20 protein-coding genes are annotated in these 19,234 nt (G+C 58.3%); 12 read left to right on the plus strand and 8 right to left on the minus strand.

Translation table 11 applies throughout. The features are described 5' to 3' along the window. Window positions 1-494: 494 nt before the first annotated feature. Window positions 495-1,253, minus strand: a complete 759-nt coding sequence (locus ACYVG7_RS09730; RefSeq protein WP_460882940.1) for an SDR family NAD(P)-dependent oxidoreductase — start codon at window positions 1,251-1,253, stop codon at window positions 495-497. Window positions 1,254-1,302: 49 nt separating this feature from the next. Next, a complete protein-coding gene (locus ACYVG7_RS09735; RefSeq protein ID WP_460882941.1) occupies window positions 1,303-2,007 on the minus strand; it encodes a sulfite exporter TauE/SafE family protein in 705 nt (234 codons plus the stop codon). A 267-nt stretch (window positions 2,008-2,274) separates the two neighbouring features. Between ACYVG7_RS09735 and ACYVG7_RS09740 the strand changes: the two genes are divergently transcribed. From ACYVG7_RS09740 to ACYVG7_RS09755, 4 genes are all read left to right on the plus strand, one after another. Next, window positions 2,275-3,600 (plus strand): aminotransferase class III-fold pyridoxal phosphate-dependent enzyme, encoded by a 1,326-nt coding sequence (locus tag ACYVG7_RS09740; protein WP_460882942.1) that lies wholly within the window; start codon window positions 2,275-2,277, stop codon window positions 3,598-3,600. Between the two features lie 210 nt (window positions 3,601-3,810). Then, complete coding sequence (locus tag ACYVG7_RS09745; protein WP_460882943.1) at window positions 3,811-4,383, plus strand: TetR/AcrR family transcriptional regulator; 573 nt, start codon at window positions 3,811-3,813, stop codon at window positions 4,381-4,383. Window positions 4,384-4,453: 70 nt separating this feature from the next. Further along, window positions 4,454-5,134: an NAD(P)H-binding protein gene (locus ACYVG7_RS09750; RefSeq protein WP_460882944.1), complete on the plus strand. Its 681-nt coding sequence runs from the start codon at window positions 4,454-4,456 to the stop codon at window positions 5,132-5,134. After that, window positions 5,131-6,369 (plus strand): MBL fold metallo-hydrolase, encoded by a 1,239-nt coding sequence (locus tag ACYVG7_RS09755; protein WP_460882945.1) that lies wholly within the window; start codon window positions 5,131-5,133, stop codon window positions 6,367-6,369. Before ACYVG7_RS09750 ends, ACYVG7_RS09755 begins: the two co-directional genes overlap by 4 nt. A 94-nt stretch (window positions 6,370-6,463) precedes the next feature. Here ACYVG7_RS09755 and ACYVG7_RS09760 read toward each other — a convergent pair whose 3' ends face one another. The 5 genes from ACYVG7_RS09760 to ACYVG7_RS09780 form a co-directional block, all read right to left on the minus strand. Next, the gene (locus ACYVG7_RS09760; RefSeq protein WP_460882946.1) at window positions 6,464-6,799 is read right to left on the minus strand and encodes a rhodanese-like domain-containing protein; all 336 of its coding nucleotides are present in this window, start codon (window positions 6,797-6,799) and stop codon (window positions 6,464-6,466) included. A gap of 59 nt (window positions 6,800-6,858) precedes the next feature. Next, window positions 6,859-7,758, minus strand: a complete 900-nt coding sequence (locus tag ACYVG7_RS09765; protein ID WP_460882947.1) for an MBL fold metallo-hydrolase — start codon at window positions 7,756-7,758, stop codon at window positions 6,859-6,861. Beyond that, window positions 7,748-8,215, minus strand: coding sequence for a PaaI family thioesterase (locus ACYVG7_RS09770; protein ID WP_460882948.1), 468 nt, complete (start codon window positions 8,213-8,215; stop codon window positions 7,748-7,750). The genes ACYVG7_RS09765 and ACYVG7_RS09770 overlap by 11 nt, the downstream gene beginning before the upstream one ends. Before the next feature lie 70 nt (window positions 8,216-8,285). After that, window positions 8,286-8,792 (minus strand): NifB/NifX family molybdenum-iron cluster-binding protein, encoded by a 507-nt coding sequence (locus ACYVG7_RS09775; protein WP_460882949.1) that lies wholly within the window; start codon window positions 8,790-8,792, stop codon window positions 8,286-8,288. After that, entirely contained in the window at window positions 8,767-9,087 is a 321-nt protein-coding gene (locus ACYVG7_RS09780) for a DUF134 domain-containing protein (protein ID WP_460882950.1), read from the minus strand. Before ACYVG7_RS09780 ends, ACYVG7_RS09775 begins: the two co-directional genes overlap by 26 nt. 324 nt (window positions 9,088-9,411) lie before the next feature. On the opposite strand from ACYVG7_RS09780, the gene ACYVG7_RS09785 reads away from it, so the two are divergent. From ACYVG7_RS09785 to ACYVG7_RS09800, 4 genes are all read left to right on the plus strand, one after another. Further along, complete coding sequence (locus ACYVG7_RS09785; RefSeq protein ID WP_460882951.1) at window positions 9,412-10,497, plus strand: alpha/beta hydrolase; 1,086 nt, start codon at window positions 9,412-9,414, stop codon at window positions 10,495-10,497. A 65-nt stretch (window positions 10,498-10,562) separates the two neighbouring features. Next, the gene (locus tag ACYVG7_RS09790) at window positions 10,563-11,612 is read left to right on the plus strand and encodes an alpha/beta hydrolase (RefSeq protein WP_460882952.1); all 1,050 of its coding nucleotides are present in this window, start codon (window positions 10,563-10,565) and stop codon (window positions 11,610-11,612) included. A 40-nt stretch (window positions 11,613-11,652) separates the two neighbouring features. Further along, entirely contained in the window at window positions 11,653-12,081 is a 429-nt protein-coding gene (locus ACYVG7_RS09795; protein ID WP_460882953.1) for a carboxymuconolactone decarboxylase family protein, read from the plus strand. Between the two features lie 63 nt (window positions 12,082-12,144). Then, the gene (locus ACYVG7_RS09800; protein ID WP_460882954.1) at window positions 12,145-12,636 is read left to right on the plus strand and encodes a (R)-mandelonitrile lyase; all 492 of its coding nucleotides are present in this window, start codon (window positions 12,145-12,147) and stop codon (window positions 12,634-12,636) included. Here ACYVG7_RS09800 and ACYVG7_RS09805 read toward each other — a convergent pair. Beyond that, window positions 12,606-13,532 carry a LysR family transcriptional regulator gene (locus tag ACYVG7_RS09805; RefSeq protein ID WP_460882955.1) on the minus strand — a complete coding sequence of 309 codons (927 nt, stop codon included), beginning with the start codon at window positions 13,530-13,532 and terminating at the stop codon, window positions 12,606-12,608. The genes ACYVG7_RS09800 and ACYVG7_RS09805 overlap by 31 nt on opposite strands. A gap of 147 nt (window positions 13,533-13,679) precedes the next feature. On the opposite strand from ACYVG7_RS09805, the gene ACYVG7_RS09810 reads away from it, so the two are divergent. The 4 genes from ACYVG7_RS09810 to ACYVG7_RS09825 all read left to right on the plus strand — a co-directional run bounded on the left by ACYVG7_RS09810 (window position 13,680) and on the right by ACYVG7_RS09825 (window position 18,986). Beyond that, entirely contained in the window at window positions 13,680-15,113 is a 1,434-nt protein-coding gene (locus ACYVG7_RS09810; RefSeq protein WP_460882956.1) for an MFS transporter, read from the plus strand. 5 nt (window positions 15,114-15,118) lie between these two features. Further along, on the plus strand, window positions 15,119-16,144 hold the full coding sequence (locus ACYVG7_RS09815) for an alpha/beta hydrolase (protein WP_460882957.1): 1,026 nt from the start codon (window positions 15,119-15,121) through the stop codon (window positions 16,142-16,144). A 60-nt stretch (window positions 16,145-16,204) separates the two neighbouring features. Continuing rightward, window positions 16,205-17,200 carry an aldo/keto reductase gene (locus ACYVG7_RS09820; protein WP_460882958.1) on the plus strand — a complete coding sequence of 332 codons (996 nt, stop codon included), beginning with the start codon at window positions 16,205-16,207 and terminating at the stop codon, window positions 17,198-17,200. A gap of 136 nt (window positions 17,201-17,336) precedes the next feature. After that, window positions 17,337-18,986 (plus strand): carboxylesterase/lipase family protein, encoded by a 1,650-nt coding sequence (locus ACYVG7_RS09825; RefSeq protein WP_460882959.1) that lies wholly within the window; start codon window positions 17,337-17,339, stop codon window positions 18,984-18,986. Window positions 18,987-19,234: the final 248 nt, after the last annotated feature.

A 19,234-nucleotide genomic window follows, 5' to 3' on the forward strand; every position in this document is an offset into this window, starting at 1 on the left:
ACGGATTTAGCCAGAGCAGGAATTCGAACAGCACCTATGCCACAGCGATTGCTAAAGCTGGCTGAATCTCGATGGTAATCAAGATTGCATATACAATCATCTTAATTTGATCGGTTATTATCCCGACTCGGAAACTCATCGAGAACGTCGCTTTATTGCTTCTATTAGCGATCAAAGTCATGCCTCTATTGCATCTTTTGCAGACATCGTTTTTTCAAGAGACGAACGTTTTGTTAAAAAAGTCAGAGCAGCGTATGAGCATTTAGAAATAAACACGGCAGTCATATTAGTGACATTAGACCGTAGGGGCGATTAGCACAGCGTAATCGCCAACAATTAAAGTTCTTCCATATCTAAAACATGGGATTGAATATTTTCTATGGCAATATTTCCGATGATTTATATCTAGCCAGCGCAATTATTTAATCCGACGAATCAATAATAGAAAGTGATGCTGATCCGCCGCGCCAGACATGGCGCGGCGGATCCCGCTATTAATCCCGATCGATGGCGAAGGCGGACCAGGCTTGGCGGGTGGGCATCACTTCCACCCGGTTGATGCAGATATGATCCGGCAGGGTGGCGATATAGAACATCTGCTCGGCGATATCCTCGGCACTGAGCGCCGTGGTGCCCTGGTAGAGACGGTCCGAGGCGGCCTGATCGCCCTTGGTTCGCACCAGGGTGAATTCGGTCTCGGCGATGCCGGGGGCCAAGTCGGTGACGCGCACGCCGGTGCCCAGCAGATCACAGCGCAGGTTGTAGCTGAACTGTTTGACGAATGCCTTGGTGCCACCGTAGACGTGGCTGCCCGGATAGGGCCACTGCCCAGCGATGGAGCCGATATTGATGATGCTGGCCCCGGCGCCGCTGGCGATCATAGTCGGCAGCAGGGCGTGGGTGACATTGACCAGGCCCTTGATATTGGTATCGATCATGGTGTGCCAGTCGGCCAGCTCCACCTTCTGTGCCGGGTTCGGCGACAGCGCCAGTCCCGCATTGTTCAGCAGGCACTTCACCGATTTGAAGGCCTCCGGCAGCCCATCCACCACCGCCTTCACGGCATCGGCATCTCGCACATCGAGCACCGCATAGTGCACCGGAACCTGGCAGGCGAGTTCATCGACCAGCTCTTTGAGCCGATCTTCACGCCGTCCTGTGATCACCACTCCCCACCCGGCGGCGGCAAAACGACGCGCCGCAGCGCGACCAAAACCCGAGGTAGCCCCGGTAATAAAGACGATATCAGCCATATCCAACTCCTTGGTTTTCATACCATTCAATACTGGCAGCTCTGTCAGCCTACCTGAGTAATACCCACACCGACAGGATCATCAGCAGCGGCGCCACGGCGCGGCGAAATCCGCTCGGCCGATAGCGACGAAACAACCATTGCCCGAGCTGGTTGCCCACGAGCGACGGCAGCAGCATCAGCGCCGCCATCTGTAACACCTCCCCCGTGATCAGCCCAGTCGCCATCAATCCGAGCAGGACGGCACTGCTGCACAGCGCAAAAAACAGGATGGCGGTGGCGCGCTGCACCGCCGCAGGCAACGGCTGATTCAGCAGATAGAGCATCAGCGGTGGCCCACCGGCCGAGGCGGTGGTCATTGCCAGACCCGAAGCAATACCCGCGCTGATGGCAAAGCGCTGGGCCAGCTGCGGCAGCGGCCGATCCAGCAACAGCAGTACCCCGCCGAGCAGCGAGATGCCGCCCACCAACTGGCTCATGATCCCCGCCGGTAACCAGCTGATCGCCCACAATCCCAGCGGCAGCGCCAGCACCATGCCGATCACCAGACGCGCCAACAGCGGACGGTGACACTGTGCAGCAGCCTCGCGCAGCAAACCCAGACAGCAGGCCAGATCCAGCAAGATTGCCGTCGCCAGTGCCGCTTGGGGCGCCATCAGCAAGTTGAGGCCGAGCACGACGATGACCGCATAACCAAAGCCGGTAAAACCGCGCACCACACCCGCCAACAGAGCCAGGACTACCGCTGCCACCATGGCCATCTCTCCTTCTCGTCCCGTCTGAATTGTTCCGACTGGATTGTCCCGACTGGATTGTCACGACTGCGACCCACTCTACGGCGGCCACAGGCTGGGCCATAGGGCCAGATGTTGCCGGGTGATGAGACACCCGGGCCGCCATCTGACTCAACGACCAACGCAAACTGGCTCTACCGGCGAGCCATGAGGCTTCTTAGGCTGGAGTCATCGGGTGAGGCATGGGCCACGCCCTACCACAGAATCACAGCACACGAGGACAACTCAATGAATCAGGCACTCTCATGCGAACTGGCCGTCAGTAACGGCGATGTCTACGACCTGGATCGGGCCTATGTGTTTCACTCCTGGTCGATTCAGAGCGCGCTCAAGCCCCTGGTTATCGCCGGTGGCGCCGGTTGCCGGCTGTGGGACTATGATGGCAAGAGCTACCTCGACTTCAGCAGTCAGCTGGTCAATACCAATATCGGTCACCAGCATCCGAAGGTGATCGCCGCCATTCAAGCGCAGGCCGCGACCCTGGTGACCATAGCCCCGGCGACGGCCAATCTGGCCCGTGGCGAAGCCGCCAAGCGCATCGTCGAGCGAGCACCGGAGGGCTTTAACAAGGTGTTCTTCACCAATGCCGGTGCCGATGCCAACGAAAATGCCATCCGTATGGCGCGGCTCTATACAGGCCGCGACAAGATCCTCTCCGCCTACCGCTCCTATCATGGCAGCACCGGCAGCGCCATAGTCGCTACCGGCGACTTCCGCCGCATCCCGAACGAGTACGCCCGTGGCCATGTCCACTTCTTCAACCCCTTTCTCTACCGCAGCGAGTTTGGGGCCAGCAGCGAAGCGCAGGAGTGCGAACGTGCCCTCGCCCATCTGCGCCGCATGATTGAATGTGAAGGCCCGACGGCCATCGCCGCCATTTTAATGGAGAGTATTCCCGGCACGGCGGGCGTGCTGGTGCAGCCAGAAGGTTATATGCAGGGCGTGCGGGCACTGTGCGATGAGTTCGGCATCCTGCTGATCCTCGATGAGGTGATGTCCGGCTTCGGTCGTACCGGACGCTGGTTTGCGTTCGAACACTTCGGCATCCGACCCGATCTCATCACCTTCGCCAAGGGCGTCAACTCCGGCTATGTGCCGGCCGGTGGTGTGCTAATTTGCGACGCCATCGCCGACTTCTTCCAGGATCGCTACTTCCCGGGCGGCCTGACCTACTCCGGTCACCCGCTGGCGATGGCGGCGATTGTCGCCACCCTGGACGCCATGGCCGAGGAGAAAATAGTAGAGAACGCCGCCGCTATCGGTGAGCAGGTGTTAGGCCCCGGACTGCAGGCGCTGGCCGCCAAGTACCCGCTGATCGGTGAGGTACGGGGCTTGGGCGTGTTCTGGGCACTGGAGCTGGTCGCAGATCCGCTGACCCGCACACCGCTGCCCGCCGCGACCATGGGCGCCATCAAAACCCGCTTGGTGGCCGCCGGTCTGCTGCCGTTTGTGGTGGATAACCGCATTCATGTGGTGCCCCCCTGCACGGTCACCGCCGACGAGGTGCAAGAGGGTCTGGCCATTCTCGACCTGGTGCTGGCCGAATTCGCCTGATAGCCAGCCGCTCGCCATCGATAGACCAGCAGAAGAAACCGGGTAAGAGGACACCCCCGCACGCTGAGCGTTGAAAACTCCCCGAACCTGCGTCCGGTACGAAAGCCGGACGCAGCATCCGCACCCGCAACACAGCCGAATTTTTTGCTTGCCTGCCAACGCACGGCCTGCTTAAATGAGCGCGTACTCACTTATTGATTGAAAAATAGTATGGCCAGACCCCGTAGTGAAGATAAACAACTTGCCCTGCTCGAAGCAGCCACCGAGGTGATTGCGGCGCAGGGATTGGCGGCGCCGACCTCGCTGATCGCCAAACGGGCGGGCGTGGCCGAAGGCACCCTGTTCCGCTACTTCGCCACCAAGGATGAGCTGCTCAACGCTCTGTATCTCTATCAGTGTCGCCGGGCTAGCGAAGCGACCAATACCGCCTGGGATGATTCCCTACCCATGGAGCCGCGGATGTTGCGCATGTGGGAAGCCTGGATTGACTGGGGACTGGCCAACTCGGCCGCGTTCAGCGCCATCGCCCAGCTGGAGGTCTCTGACAAGCTGACCACGGCGGCGCGCGATGCCGCGTGGGGACTGTGTGAATGCGCCCAGCAATCGCTGCAGGGCATGGAGTTTCCCGGTATGGACCAGAGCTCCTCGCTGGAGTATTTCAATGCGCTCTCTACCGGCATTGCCCAGGCGACGATCAACTACCTGCTGCAGCACCCGGAACAGGCCGATGCCTGCAAGCGGGCCTCGTTTGCACTGACCTGGCCCCTGTTCCAGCCGGATTGATTTTTTTAATCGTTAGATGAGTGATTAATCAGGCATGAGCTCATTTCTTACCCACTCGATGGAGACCAGGATGCCAACAAACACCGCTTCTTCCCCAGCCCATCATCCCCGCCGGGTAGCCATTGCCGGAGCGACCGGTCTGGTGGGCCAGCACCTGCTCGAGCAGCTGCTGGCCGATGAGACCATCAGCCAGGTCTATGCCCTCGGGCGTCGGGAGCCTGCACTGCGCCATCCCAAACTCACGGCTCTGGTGGTCGACTTTGCTCGCTTGCCCACACTGCCCGCACTGGACGAGGTCTATCTGGCTCTCGGCACCACTATCCGCCAAGCCGGTAGCCAGGGTGCGTTTCGTGCCGTCGACTTCGAAGCCAATCTGGCAACGGCCCAGGCGGCACTCGCCGCCGGTGCCCGCCGCATTGCCCTGGTCAGCGCCGCGGGTGCCAATGCCAACTCCCGGGTGTTTTATAACCGGACCAAGGGTGAGCTGGACAACGCGCTGATGGCGTTGGCGCCCGATGCGTTGCTCATTGCCCGCCCCGCCCTGCTGCTCGGGGATCGCGGTGCACTCGGTCAACCAGTGCGGCGCCTGGAGTCTTGGTCGCAACAGCTGCTCCTGCGGGTGGGACACTGGTTGCCGTCCGGTTGGCGTCCGATTGCCGCCGAGGACGTGGCCCGAGCCTTGACCAGCACATTACCAACCAGCACGGGCGTAAGCATTCTCGGCTCCGCCGAGATGCAGGATGTCGGATGAACCTGTTCATGATGCAGACGACGACACCCAGCCGCCGCTATCCCCGCCTCCGCCGCCGCTACGGCTGGCTTGGGCTCGCACTGTTACTAGGAACCAGCCTGATGACCTATTCCCAACTGTTTGATAGCACACCGCACATCGATGGCACGCAGGTCATGGCCAGCCGCTATGCCGATGGCCAGTTTCACAATCTGGCCCCGGTGCAGGGCTTAAGTTTCGCCGACGGCCTCAAAGGCATGTGGCACTTCTTGATGGATAAATCGGCCGAGGCGGTGCCGGATATCGCCATTCCGCTGCTGCCGCTGACCACCGCCGATCTGCTGGCGGCCGACGATAACAGCCTGTGGCGCCTGGGCCATTCCACTGTGTTGCTCAAGCTGGCGGGCCAATTCTGGATCACGGATCCTGTGTTTACCGAGCGCGCCTCGCCGTTCGGGTTTGCCGGTCCCAAACGCTTTCATCAAGCGCCGATCACCGTCGACGCGCTGCCGCCACTGGCCGCGGTGATCCTCTCCCACGATCACTACGACCACCTGGATAAAGCGACGGTACTGACCCTGGCCGCCAAGACTCAACTGTTCGTGACACCTCTGGGCGTCGGACAACGATTGCAGGATTGGGGAATTGCAGCGGATAAAATTCGTGAGCTGGACTGGTGGCAATCAACCCGGGTTGGCGCGCTGCAACTGACCGCCACCCCCGCGCAACACTTCTCCGGACGCAGCCTGAGCGATCGCAATCGTACGCTCTGGGCTTCCTGGGTCATCGATGCGCCCGAGGCGAAGATCTTCTTTAGCGGTGACAGTGGTTACTTTGCCGGCTTCAAGGCCATCGGCGAGCGTTTCGGCCCCTTTGATCTCACGCTCATCGAAAACGGCGCCTACGATCCGGCCTGGGCCGGTGTGCATATGCAACCAGAAGAGACGTTGCAGGCACACCGGGATCTGCGCGGCAACTGGCTGTTGCCCATCCACAATGGCACCTTCGATCTGGCCTTGCATGCCTGGCGTGAACCGCTGGAGCGCATCACGGCACTGGCCGAGGCCCAGCAACAGAACATCAGCACGCCGCGCTTTGGTGAGCAGGTCAAGATCGCGCAGCCTCAAACGGCCTACGCCTGGTGGCAAGCTGAACCGGCCCGGGAAGTGGCGAGCCATAGCAGCAGCGAACCGGGCTGTCGCGCCAAACTTCTGGATCTTTTTGGCAGCCGCTGCGGATTGAGTGCTGAAAAATAGGCCAGTGCCAGGGTTTCATGATGTCTAGCGGGATGTCCTTGTCGCTTGGAGCGACACCGGAACAGGCTCGACGCGCCAGGAAACCCGGGCTTGGTTATCGAGCGGGAGCCGCCGCCCCATGCAGCACAGAGGCTTGCGCGGCGGCGACCGAGCCCAAATTTGTAACCTGCTGATAGCCCTGCTGCAGCAAGGCCTGCCGCGCTACCTCAGCCCGACGGCCCGAGCGACAGTAGAGCTGGATCGGCTCTTGTTTGCCAATCCCCAGCTTGGCCACTTCCGGCACTATTTGCTGGTACTCGATATTTTTAGCGCCAGCCACATGCTCGGCCGAGAACTCCTCGGCAGTCCGCACATCAATCAGCCACTCGCTGGCCGAGACACTCAGGCAACTCAACAAAGCGCCGATCAGTAACCCAGTACGCATCCACATTTTTTCCTCCTTATTCTCTTGATTCATCATCGATTCAACCCGGCAGTCAAAATTGTCCATCAGCGCGACACAAGGTGATGCAGGTTCGACAGCCCTTCTGGACTAGTAACCGGCTGGAGCACTATGTCATAGCGGGCTCCGACATGGAGCAGTTGCACATCGACTCCGGGTAGCTGCTGTTGCAAGCGTTCGACCACCGCATCGCCGGTGCAGTGCCCCGGCCGCAGGAAATCGAGCTGGCATTGCTGCAAGAAATCCAGGGTGTGAGCCAGACGTGGCTCCTTGGCATGCAACAGATGCAAGCCGCCGATGATCCCCGCCACCTTCTGGATGCCTGTCACTCTGCGGATATGGGTGATGGTATTGATAATCCCGGAGTGACAGCATCCCAATACGATCACCAAGCCACGCGGCGTATTTAGCCACAGGGCCAAGTCATCCTCGATGCGATCTGGCGTCAAACCCTCGGCATCGAGAAAAAAAGGTCCACCCACATCTTCCAGCGGATCCTGGCGCGGGATCTCGCCACTGCTGCCCCAGGATGGATCCAGCCAGCGGGGGCTGGTAGACCACTGCCGCAACTGGGTTGGCAACTGCCATAACTGGGTCACAATCGGGGTCGGCATCCCGATACTGCGCACCGGCTTGTCGGGGTGACGGCTATACCGAGGCAACAGTGCGTCGGGATGAGCCAGCACCGGGCAGTCGATCCCCTGCTGCCAAAGCCGCGCCAGGCCGCCACTGTGATCATAATGGCCATGACTGAGCACCACCCGTTGACACTCGCTAAGTGAGATGCCGAGACTCGCGGCATTTGGGATCAGCGTTTCACCCGAGCCGGTATCCAACAACAGGCTACCGGTGGGGGACTGGATCCAGAATGCCAAGCCATGCTCGGCCTGCAAGCCAGCAGGGGCATGGTTGTCGCAAACGACCGTGATCTGGACGTTAGCCGTCATGAGCCAGACTCCCCGGGGTTGGCACGATAAACTTGGCCGACGCGCGCGCCAGCCGCTGCTCTGCGACAATTGGTTGTCCGGCAATGTGCAGCCCGGACATGAGCCAGGCTTCAAGCTGATAGATACCCCGGCGTTGCCCGAGCAACCTGGCGCAGACCGTGAGGGTCTGCCCCACGCGGATCGGTGCCATAAAGCGCACCGTCAATTCGGCGGTCAGCGCCTTGATCCCCTGCATGAATAAGCAATGGGTCATGGCAGCATCGAGTAAGGTACTGGTCATGCCGCCATGCAACAGACCGCTATAGCCCTGATGTTTCGGGCCCACCACAAAGGGCGCGCTGACGGATCCATCCGCATGGCGTGAAAACTGCAGCTCCAGCGAGTCAGGATTGTGTTCACGGCTGCCACAAACCAGACACTGGTCGTGACTTTCTCGGGCATGATGATACGGGTTCATCGATTCCTACTAGGCGGCGGGCCGATTGAGCAGCAGACTGATAGCGCGTCTGCTGCATCCGGATTGTCCATTAACTGGCCTGACAGCCAGTGCCTGCTTGCTTCTTTCCATGGCAACAATGAGCGGATTTCTGGCCCCCAGAATCATGACCGTGACAGCTGTGGCCTGCACTCTCGCTTGCCTTATGATGGCAACCGCAACCGCCCGATTTAGTCTTGGCTTCATGATTCAGGGATTGGCGACCCTGACTAGCCTGACTCAGTCGCAGCAGATCAGTGGCGAGGGGATCTGCCAATTCGCTGGCCAAACGGCGCCCGCAACGGGTCTGGTAAACCGCAAACTGGCGGACTAACAACTTCCCTAACATCTGTTCGCCAATATTGCGAACCACGACGCGCTGAACCTGTTGTTCCGCCAACAGGTCGACCATTTGCTGTTTACCTGCACAATTAGCTGCCAGTGCAGGGTTATCAATACGATTGATCTCGACGCCTCGCTCATCCAGAAATACCAGGCAATCGGCCTTGGTGAAATGGCTGGCGACCCGATCTTCAGTCATGGGAATGGCAGTGATCATCTGTTGTAACTCCTTCATCTTCAAGGTGCATCATAAGCGCCTTGCCCTGGGTCAGACAGTCCACCACTTTAAACCGGGCTGCTTTCAGGACATTGGCCAGTGTCTGCCGAGAAACCCCCATTGCCACCGCCGCTTCTTGCTGTTGCATGCCGAGTAAATCAACCAGGCGCAGGGCCTCAAACTCATCGGCGTTCAAGCGCACTTGCTCCAGTTGGTGCATGGGGCGCGCGTTCGGCTTGAAACAACTATCCGCAGGACGGCCGCAGATGGTGCGTGGGATCTTGGGTCTAGCCATGGGGACTCCTTGTTGGCATATGCCATATATACGCCTTGAATATGGCATATGCAATATTTGATTTGGGCAAGACACCGCCTGCCTTCGCTTGGCTACTCGCCTTACTACCGTGGCTGCACGTTCGCAATATCTTGAATTTACACCAACATTTTTTACCAAGCCCTAATGAAACAACGCAATACATGGGATTTACACTCGGTGGGGTCACAACACACCACCACTTATAAGTGTTGCTTATAAGTTCTAGCGTGATGCTCCCGCTAATCAACGCCTAGCCGAGGCGCTAGCATGCAACTTCATTCCTGAACCCGATGAGTTGCACCCATGAAAAAAAATCCACCGCTGATGGCACTGGTACTGGCCTCCGTGCTGGGCTGGTCGTCGACGACCCTGGCCGCAACGGCCGAGCCACTTCCCCCGCTGATGATCCAGACACAAGGCAGCTTTGCTGTCGGTGGGGCCGTAAAAACCGAACCTGGCACCTTCGACCCACGCAAGCCCATGGACTCGTCAGGCCAAACCTTCCATGGCGACCATGCGTACGCGTTTTACCAGATCCCGGTGGAGGCGAAAAAGTTGCCCATCGTGATGTGGCATGGCGCCGGTCAGTTCTCGAAAACCTGGGAAACGACGGCTGATGGCCGAGAGGGATTTCAGAACATTTTCTTGCGCCGTCACTACGCCACCTACCTCATCGATCAGCCGCGCCGTGGCAATGCTGGCCGCAGCATGATCGAAGCGACCCTCAAGCCAAATGCGGATGAACAGATGTGGTTTAACCAATTCCGAGTGGGGATCTGGCCGAACTATTTTCCGGGCGTTCAATTTGCCAAAGATAAGGCCACGCTGGATCAGTACTTCCGCGCCATGACACCGAACACGGGTCCCTTTGATCCAGCCGTGATCTCCGATGCCGTCTCAGCGCTGTTTACCAAAATCGGCGACGGAGTCTTGTTTACCCACTCGCAAAGTGGCGGACCGGGTTGGTTAACGGCTATTAAAAATCCCCACGTCAAAGCAATTGTCTCTTTTGAACCGGGTAGTGGCTTCGTCTTTCCCGAAGGTGAAGTCCCCGCGCCCATGCCCAGTTCCTTTGACACGCTGCAAGGAGTTGCCATTCCATTGGCAGACTTCAAGGCGCTGACCCGGATCCCGATCGTCATCTACTACGGCGACAATATCCCGGCCAAGCCGACCGCAATGCCGGCACAAGATAGCTGGCGGGTCAGACTGGCCATGGCCAAGGCCTGGCGAGATACCGTGAATCGCCATGGCGGCAAGGTGACTGTGGTGCATTTGCCGGAGATCGGTATTACCGGCAACACCCACTTCCCCTTCTCCGATTTGAATAACGTCCAGATTGCCAATCTGGTGTCCGAATTTCTCACGAAAAATGGCTTAGACCAATGAGAACGGGGCCGACTCAGGCCTCATTTTCAAGCCACATCGCAACCCATTCATCAAGGACTGTTTGTATGAAACTCACGCACACCCTGTTACTGGCAAGTCTGATAACGGGTATTTCTGGAGGCGTCATGGCCGCGGATTATCGACAAAACCCATTCACACTGGCCTATGACGGCGCAGTTAGCAAAAATGTCCCCGGAGAGGTAAATATTCATCCGGTGAGATATCAACTCCATGGCCTGACGATTGCTGCCAACGTCTATACACCGGCCCATTATGACCCAGCCAAGAAATACCCGACCTTGGTCGTCGCCCATCCCAATGGTGGAGTCAAAGAGCAGGTTGCCGGTTTGTATGCCCAGCGGCTCGCCGAGCTAGGCTACATCACCATCACCGCCGATGCCGCCTATCAGGGTGCCAGTGGCGGCTTACCACGCAATGTCGACAAACCCGCCCATCGCATTGAGGACATTCATGGCATGGCCGACTTTATCAGCCAGTATGCCGGTGTCGATACGGCACGCCTCGGCCTACTCGGCATCTGCGGTGGCGGTGGCTACTCGCTAGTCGCGGCCGAAACCGACAAGCGCTTCAAGTCGGTCGCCACGGTCAGCATGTTCAATTCCGGGCGGGTGCGGCGTAATGGCTATGCCGATTCACTACTCGGCACCATTCAGACTCGCCTGCAACAGGCTACCGCGGCTCGCGCTCAGGAAGCGGCAGGCGGTGCCATCCTGTATGCCGGCGATGCCAATCTGAGTGATGAACAGATCGCCAAATTGCCGTTCGATCTGTACCGGCAAGGTTATGAGTACTACTGGAAGAGCCATGCCCACCCCAACTCGACCTTCAAATACACCATGAGCAGCCTGCTGGATCTGATGAGCTTCGACGTGACCGATCACCTCGACTTGCTCAATCAGCCACTGCTGATGATTGCCGGCAGCAAGGCCGACAGCCTGTATATGACTCAGGATGCCTTCGCCAAGGCGACCGGCACCCAGGAGAAGGAGCTGTTTCTGATTGATGGCGCCACCCACATTGAAACCTATTGGGTACCCCAGTACGTGGATCAGGCCATTCAGCAATTAACCCAGTTTTATGGCAAGCATCTGTGATGTGCTTGTTTGACCAGCCACCCACTCTGGAGCCTTGCTTATGACTATTTGGAACCCACACAAACGTGCGACCGGTATGCTGATGCTGCTGGCCCTGGGCTGCCTTCCAGCCCAGGCCGACACCCAGGCTGCCACCGTAACTAGCCCAGCGAAGCCGCCAGAGACTCGAGCCCAGCAATTGATGGGCGATATAGCCCCCAAGATGGCGGAGCTGACCGATAACGTCCTGTATGCCGATATCTGGGAGCGCACGCAACTCTCGAAGCGGGATCGCAGTCTCATCACGGTCAGCGCCCTGGTGGCCATGAATCGCCCCGATCAGCTCAGATCCCACCTGCTACTGGCGCGGAAAAATGGCGTCACCGAGACCGAACTCATCGAGGTGATCACCCAGATGGCATTTTATTCCGGCTGGCCCAATGCGGTTACCGCCATCGGCGTGGCCAAAGAGGTGTTCCGCACGCCGTAAGCTCACCACCACCTCCCGGGCGTCACGCCCGGGATCCCCCGAACATGACGACGAGGACCACCGATGCGACATACAACACTCCCCCGCCTGCTCTGCGGGCTACTCCTGAGCTGCGCCCCCGCCCTGCAAGCGCAAACTGCCGCCATTACCATATTACCGGCCGGCAGCCAGCCGACCGCCGCCGATCCCAGCCACTTCACGGGTTCCGCCCAGGTCGAATCACGCTTCAGCCAGACGACACCGGCACGCCTCGGTGGCGGTCTGGTCAGCTTTGAGCCCGGAGCCAGAACCGCCTGGCATAGCCATCCGTTGGGGCAAACCCTGTTGGTCACCGCAGGCGAAGGCTGGGTACAAGTCTGGGGTGGCCCGGTGCAGACCATGCGCCAGGGCGACGTGGTACTGATCCCGCCAGGGGTTAAACACTGGCATGGCGCCACTGCGAGTAGCAGCATGAGCCATTTTGCCGTCGCCGAAGCCTTGGACGGCAACACAGTCACCTGGATGGAGAAAGTGTCGGCACACGTTTATGGGCGCAACTTGTTAGCACCGGAATAACGCAACGCCTCCACAAACAATGAAAAAGCGTGCGAATGATGTTTGCGGCTGGGGTAGTAGAGGTGATAGCCAGAAAATGCAGGGCACCAATCCTCCAACACCCGGATCAACTGCCCCGACTGCACACAAGCGGTAACTTGATCTTCCGGCAAATAGGCTAGTCCCAAACCCGCCAAGGCAGAGCTCAAGCGCAAACTGATGTTGTTGTAAATGAGCTGACCTTCGATCCGGACGTTTAACTCATGCCCCTCGTTGCTGAACTCCCAGGGAAAGACCCCGCCATAGGTCGGCAAACGCATCCCGATGCAGTTATGGGCCGGGAGATCCGCCGGGGTTAGCGGCAAGGGATGGGATGCAAAATAGCCAGGTGAGCCAACGACCGCCATCCGGATATCCGGGCTAATACGCACGGCAATCATGTCCTTGGCCACCTGTTCGCCCAGCCGGACACCCGCATCATAGGCCTGGGCGGAGATATCGGTGAGGCCGTTATCGACCGTCACCTCAACACGAATGTCCGGATACTCAGGGAGGAAGCGGGCCAATGCCGGTTGCAGTACCGATAAGGCCACATGCTCACCCGCCGTGATGCGGATATTGCCGGCGGGTTTGTCGCGCAGCTCACTGAGCGCGGCCAGCTCGGACTCGATTTCGGCAAACCGGGGAATAATCGAGTCCAACAATCGCGCACCCGCTTCGGTGGGAGAGACACTGCGAGTGGTTCGCGTCAGTAATAACAGACCCAGCCGCTCCTCCAACGCCCGTATGCTTTGACTCAGCGCCGATTGGGACACACCCAGTTTAGCGGCCGCCTTGGTAAAGCTGCGCTCTTTGGCCACCACCGCAAAAGAAGCCAGATCGTTGAAGTTCTCGTGGGGCATTGATTTATTAGCCATTCTAATTACCTCATCCTGATTTAGTCAGCTTATCACTAAGCGTAGCGCACAGTACATTGTGCTTCAGCCAGCATGACGGGTGCAGCCGTGGCTCAGACACGGCCCCTGCCTCCCATGGCCTGCCCGTTATCAGCGTGAGTAAAGCAAATGAAATCAGATAGCTACATTAACAAAACCGCAGTCTTGGCGATCATACTCATCAGCTATGTGATGATAGTGCTCGACATCTCGATCGTGATCACCGGTCTGCCCAAGATTAAACAGGATCTGGGTTTCTCCGATGCCGGGCTCTCGTGGATCTCCAATGCCTATACCCTCACCTTTGGTGGCTTTTTGCTGCTTGGCGCCCGGGCTGGCGACCTTCTGGGCCGCCGTCGCCTGTTTATGACCGGACTCGCCATTTTTGCCGTCTCTTCACTGGCCATCGGCCTCGCTCAATCCCCCGCCGGACTGGTCATCGCCCGTGCCGTGCAAGGGTTGGGTTCGGCGATCCTGGCGCCCGCCACCCTGGCCTTGTTACAAACTCATTTTGCCGCCGGACGCGAACGCCATCGCGCCATCGCCCTGTATGCCTCTGCCGCAGGGATCTCCGCCAGCATCGGCCTGGTCCTCGGTGGCATACTGGCGGATTGGCTCTCCTGGCGGGTCGGATTTTTTATCAATCTGCCCGTCGGAGCGGCCTTGATCTGGGCAGCCAAACACTACCTCCCCGAAACCCCAACCCAGCGTGGAACCTTTGATCTGGCCGGTGCGTTCAGCTCGACCCTGGGCATGAGTGCTCTGGTCTTTGCTGTGGTGCACTCAGCCGTCGCCGGTTGGAGCAATACCCTGACCCTGCAGGCCCTGACGCTCGGACTGGCGCTACTGACTCTGTTTGTCGGCATCGAATGGCGGGCCAAGCAGCCCATCATGCCGTTGCGCCTGTTCGCCCATCGAGAGCGCAGCGGTGCCTACCTGGTGCGTGTACTGTTTCTAGGCGCCAATGTCGGCTTCTTCTTCTTTGCCACCCAATATATGCAAGCGGTCCGCGGTTTCAGTCCGGCCTTGACCGGGTTGGCATTTCTACCCGCCATGTTGGCCAACTTCCTGGTGGCCCTCGCGGTCACCCAACTGATCCGGCGAGTTGGGGCCGCCCGCGTGCTGATAGGCAGCATTCTCGTGGGTCTGTGCGGCATGCTCTGGCTCAGCCAAATCGCCAGCGATAGCCAGTATCTGAGTGGACTACTGTTGCCGATGATCCTGATCGGGATCGGTCAAGGGGGCGCCATGGGACCGCTGACCATCTCGGGGGTCGCCGATGTGGCCCCTCAGGATGCTGGCGCGGCTTCAGGGTTAGTCAATGTCGCCCATCAACTCGGTAGCTCACTGGGCTTAGGCGTTCAGGTGGCCGCCTCGGCATTCGGGATCGGCACACTAACCGGTGCGGCACGGCTGACTCAGCAAGTGGACAACGCCATGTTGGCCGCATCGGCCATGCTGGCTCTGGCGCTGTTATTGACCCTGGCACTCATAGTCCGGCGCACCAGCAACGAGGCGATTCATCCGCTACCCACTCCATCAGACACTGCCGTCACGGAGTAAGAGCCATGGGCCTATTCAAAACCGTCTGTATGACCCTGCCAGTCCTTCTGACATCCACCGGGAGTGAGGCCAAAGAGGATGAGCATCCCGGTGTGCGCCGACCCGAGAGCCGCCTGATGCAGAATCAGCAGGGCGAACATCTGCAGCTCTCAAGCCCCTTGCGCAGCGTGTTGCACCATCCGGCATTCGCCGGGTTTGCCCGCATGTTACTGCCATGGGATGACCGCGCCTATGACGACAGCATGCCGCTCCACCAGATGGAGCGCTTGCTGCCGTACCACAGTCACGTTCACCCGGCAGAAGCCATCGCAGCCCTGAACCGACTGATCGATGAGGTGAACCATGGCAAGCCTGTGTTCTATGACTTCTACTCCGAGGCGCAAAAACAGGCCCAACCAGCGAAGCGTAATACCGGACTGTTCTATTTCCGCGGCAAGCCTGGCGCGCCGTTTGCGCTCATAGCGCCGGGCGGTGGTTTTGTCTATGTCGGCTCGCTGCATGAGGGGTTTCCCTATGCCATGGCGCTCAACCAGGCTGGCTACAACGCCTTTGTTTTGAAATACCGGGTTGGCCTGGGCGGTACTGCAGCCACCGAGGATCTGGCGGCCGCCCTCACCTACATCATCCAGAATGCGAGGCAATTGGGAGTCAGCCCTGAACACTACGCGTTGTGGGGCAGCTCAGCCGGTGCCCGCATGGTCGCGAGCATCGGCTCGCACGGTATCGCCGCATTTGGGGGAGACACCCTACCTAAGCCCGCCACCGTGGTAATGGCCTATACCGGCCATACCGATCATCAAGCGCAGGAGCCGCCGACCTTTGCCGTCATCGGGGAACAAGATGGTATCGCCTCCCCCGCCACCATGGCCAGACGTGTCGAGCAACTGCGCACGGCCGGGACCGATGTCGAGTTTCATAGTTATCCGGCGCTAGGCCATGGCTTTGGCCTCGGTGTGGGTACATCAGCCGAAGGTTGGATGCAACAGGCCATCCAGTTCTGGAGCCAGCATATCCACTCACGCCCCGACTAATAGAGTTTTATCGTGATCCGCCACGCCGCGGATCGCATCAACTGCACAAGGAGAATACAGATGAAATACCGCACATTAGGTAATGGGTTACAGGTCTCGGCATTGGGCCTTGGCTGTATGACCATGACCGGCGCCGTCTACGGTAGCGCTGCCGACAAACAGCAGATGATCCAGCTACTGCGGGCCGCCCACGAGCGGGGAGTCACGCTGTTTGACACCGCCGAAGCCTATGGCCCCTTGACCAACGAATCCCTGCTCGGTGAGGCCCTGGCGCCGATCCGGGACCAGGTCATCATCGCCACCAAATTCGGCTTTGATATCGATCCGATCACCGGCGCCCGCGGAACCGGGACTAACAGCCGCCCCGAGCATATCAAGGCCTCCGTCGAGGCCAGCCTCAAGCGCCTGCGTACCGACCATATCGATTTGCTGTACCAACACCGTGTCGATCCGGCCGTCCCCATCGAAGAGGTCGCCGGTGCCGTCAAAGAGCTGATCACCGCGGGTAAAGTCCTGCACTTTGGCCTTTCCGAAGCCAGCGTGCAGACCATTCGTCGCGCCCATGCCGTACAACCGCTCACCGCAGTACAAAGCGAGTACTCCATGTTCTGGCGCGGACCAGAGAACGAGCTGCTACCGACGCTTGAGGAGCTGGGGATCGGCTTTGTGCCCTTCAGTCCGCTGGGAGCGGGCTTTTTGACCGGGCAGATTGATGCCAACACCCAGTTTGAAGCCGGTGATTTTCGTAACTTTGTGCCGCGCTTTGCTGAGGAGGCGCGCAAGGCCAACCTTGCCCTGGTGAACATGGTCAAGGTGATAGCTACCGCGAAGGGCGCCACTCCGGCCCAGATTGCACTGGCCTGGCTGCTGGCACAAAAACCCTGGATCGCGCCCATTCCCGGCACCACCAAATTACATCGGCTAGATGAGAACCTGGGTGCCCTGAACATGGAACTCACCACCGACGAACTGGCGCAGATCAGTAGCCAACTGGCAAAGATCGAGGTGCAGGGCGAACGGCTGCCTGAGGCGGTGTTGAAAATGACTGGGCTGTAATGGTCGTCAACTCAACCGTCTGAACCGACCACTCGACACGCAGCCCCTTGTCGTGGGAACCAGAACTATCCGTGCCTCAGCCTCGTGACGCGAGCGGGGCACGGAACGTGAAAGATATCAATCCGAGAGCAATACCATGACCTTGAGACCAACGATTCTACTGACCCTGCTGATGGCATGCGGTGGCAGTACACTGGCATCCGCAGCACCGGGTGCCATCCAAGCCGGACCGGATATAGCGATTGCCACCACACCATCAGGCAAGATCCAGGGCTTTGTGCACAACGCTATTTTGACCTATCGGGGTATTCCCTACGCCACCGCCGAGCGTTTTATGCCGCCCCAGCCCACCCGGAAATGGGCCGATACCAAAATGGCCCTGCTGTATGGCAATATCTGCCCGCAAAGCGCCAGCAATCCCTTAGCGAACTTCCTATTTTCCGGCCCGCATTTGCAACAGAGCGATGACTGCCAGAATCTGAATATCTGGACTCCGGCCCTTTCAGACCACAAACCACGCCCTGTTATGGTGTGGCTGCATGGTGGCGGCTTTCAGGCCGGTTCAGCCATCGAAAGTTACGCCTATGACGGCGAAAACCTGAGCCGCAGCGGCGATGTGGTGGTGGTATCCGTCAATCACCGGCTGAATGTGATGGGACATCTGGATCTCTCCGCTTACGGTCAGCAATACCAACACTCGGCCAATCTCGGGGTGATGGACTTGGTCGCCGCGCTGCAATGGATAAAGACGAATATCGCACAATTTGGTGGCGACCCGAATAACGTGACTATTTTTGGCGAGAGCGGCGGTGGTGCGAAAGTTCTCACCCTGATGGCCACCCCCTCCGCAAAAGGATTATTTCATAAGGCAATTGTGCAAAGTGGTGCCGTTGAAGGCATGGGCATGACGCTACTGGCACCGAAAACCACACAACGAGTGGCTGAATTAACGCTGAATAATCTCAAGCTCAACCGCCGCAATATCAGCAAGCTAAAAACATTACCCTATGACGAAATTGCCCAGGCCAGCCAAAAAGCACTCGACCAAACCGCGAAAGAACAACAGATCCCTTCGGTGATGGGCAATGGTATTGCACTATTCTGGGCTCCGAGTGTAGATGGAGATTATATTCCAAGCGAACCGGTTGGCGAAAATTACCCGGCGATGGCCAAAGATATACCGCTGCTAATCGGCTCAAATCTCACGGAGTGGAATACTATCTATGCCTATTTCGGCGATATCGCCAAGGCCCAAACGAATAATCACCACCACTGGTCTGTCACGCAGACGCAAGAACAGTTGCAGAGTCGCTATGGGAAAAACGCCACCGCTATTCAACAGGCCTTTGCCCGTGCTTATCCAGAGCGGCAACCAGCCGATGCACTCTTTGTCGATAGCTTCTTGCGCCTCCCGGCCATAAAAACCGCACAATTAAAAGCCGATCAACACGCAGCAGCCGTCTATCAATATCTATTTAGCTGGGATACACCGCTGCTGGGTGGTTTTGCCATGTCTTATCACACCGCCGAAATACCGTTTGTCTTTAACAGCCTAGCGCTGACTGAAACAGCGCACGGTAACGGCGATGAAGCCAAAGCATTGGCTGATACCATGAGTGGTGCCTGGGTCAATTTTGCCAAAACTGGCAATCCAAATGGCCATAATATGCCGCAGTGGCAAGCCTATAACCGAGATAATGGTGCCGTGATGGTATTCGACAATCAGCCTCATATGAAATATCACCATGATGATGAATTAATGAAATTATTGACCACAAAGCAATAAACGCTAAAAGGTCAGCCTATATCACCCATAGGCTGACCTCACTGTGCATTGAACGAACCAAGCAGAAATGGCAATTAGACCATGCTTTGTTATCTATAGATAACAGGCATAAATATCATGCGATAAATATTCCCCAGCAAAGAAACAGGTGATGAGCATGGCAATACTCATGTACAGGATCTTTAGCTACAACCAATTGAAATAGATAGAAAAAAGGCTTCGTTTGTGATCTGATTTAATCGCCAAAA

This window comes from Pseudaeromonas pectinilytica (genome assembly GCF_054780855.1).

Bases quoted from the DNA above. Each gene is read 5' to 3' on its own strand.
- ACYVG7_RS09735 (WP_460882941.1), bottom strand. From the start codon at position 2,007: ATGGTGGCAGCGGTAGTCCTGGCTCTGTTGGCGGGTGTGGTGCGCGGT.
- ACYVG7_RS09795 (WP_460882953.1), top strand. From the start codon at position 11,653: ATGACTATTTGGAACCCACACAAACGTGCGACCGGTATGCTGATGCTG.
- ACYVG7_RS09755 (WP_460882945.1), top strand. From the start codon at position 5,131: ATGAACCTGTTCATGATGCAGACGACGACACCCAGCCGCCGCTATCCC.
- ACYVG7_RS09825 (WP_460882959.1), top strand. From the start codon at position 17,337: ATGACCTTGAGACCAACGATTCTACTGACCCTGCTGATGGCATGCGGT.
- ACYVG7_RS09790 (WP_460882952.1), top strand. From the start codon at position 10,563: ATGAAACTCACGCACACCCTGTTACTGGCAAGTCTGATAACGGGTATT.
- ACYVG7_RS09760 (WP_460882946.1), bottom strand. From the start codon at position 6,799: ATGTGGATGCGTACTGGGTTACTGATCGGCGCTTTGTTGAGTTGCCTG.
- ACYVG7_RS09745 (WP_460882943.1), top strand. From the start codon at position 3,811: ATGGCCAGACCCCGTAGTGAAGATAAACAACTTGCCCTGCTCGAAGCA.
- ACYVG7_RS09815 (WP_460882957.1), top strand. From the start codon at position 15,119: ATGGGCCTATTCAAAACCGTCTGTATGACCCTGCCAGTCCTTCTGACA.
- ACYVG7_RS09820 (WP_460882958.1), top strand. From the start codon at position 16,205: ATGAAATACCGCACATTAGGTAATGGGTTACAGGTCTCGGCATTGGGC.
- ACYVG7_RS09810 (WP_460882956.1), top strand. From the start codon at position 13,680: ATGAAATCAGATAGCTACATTAACAAAACCGCAGTCTTGGCGATCATA.
- ACYVG7_RS09775 (WP_460882949.1), bottom strand. From the start codon at position 8,792: ATGATCACTGCCATTCCCATGACTGAAGATCGGGTCGCCAGCCATTTC.
- ACYVG7_RS09800 (WP_460882954.1), top strand. From the start codon at position 12,145: ATGCGACATACAACACTCCCCCGCCTGCTCTGCGGGCTACTCCTGAGC.
- ACYVG7_RS09730 (WP_460882940.1), bottom strand. From the start codon at position 1,253: ATGGCTGATATCGTCTTTATTACCGGGGCTACCTCGGGTTTTGGTCGC.
- ACYVG7_RS09785 (WP_460882951.1), top strand. From the start codon at position 9,412: ATGAAAAAAAATCCACCGCTGATGGCACTGGTACTGGCCTCCGTGCTG.
- ACYVG7_RS09765 (WP_460882947.1), bottom strand. From the start codon at position 7,758: ATGACGGCTAACGTCCAGATCACGGTCGTTTGCGACAACCATGCCCCT.
- ACYVG7_RS09770 (WP_460882948.1), bottom strand. From the start codon at position 8,215: ATGAACCCGTATCATCATGCCCGAGAAAGTCACGACCAGTGTCTGGTT.
- ACYVG7_RS09740 (WP_460882942.1), top strand. From the start codon at position 2,275: ATGAATCAGGCACTCTCATGCGAACTGGCCGTCAGTAACGGCGATGTC.
- ACYVG7_RS09805 (WP_460882955.1), bottom strand. From the start codon at position 13,532: ATGGCTAATAAATCAATGCCCCACGAGAACTTCAACGATCTGGCTTCT.
- ACYVG7_RS09750 (WP_460882944.1), top strand. From the start codon at position 4,454: ATGCCAACAAACACCGCTTCTTCCCCAGCCCATCATCCCCGCCGGGTA.
- ACYVG7_RS09780 (WP_460882950.1), bottom strand. From the start codon at position 9,087: ATGGCTAGACCCAAGATCCCACGCACCATCTGCGGCCGTCCTGCGGAT.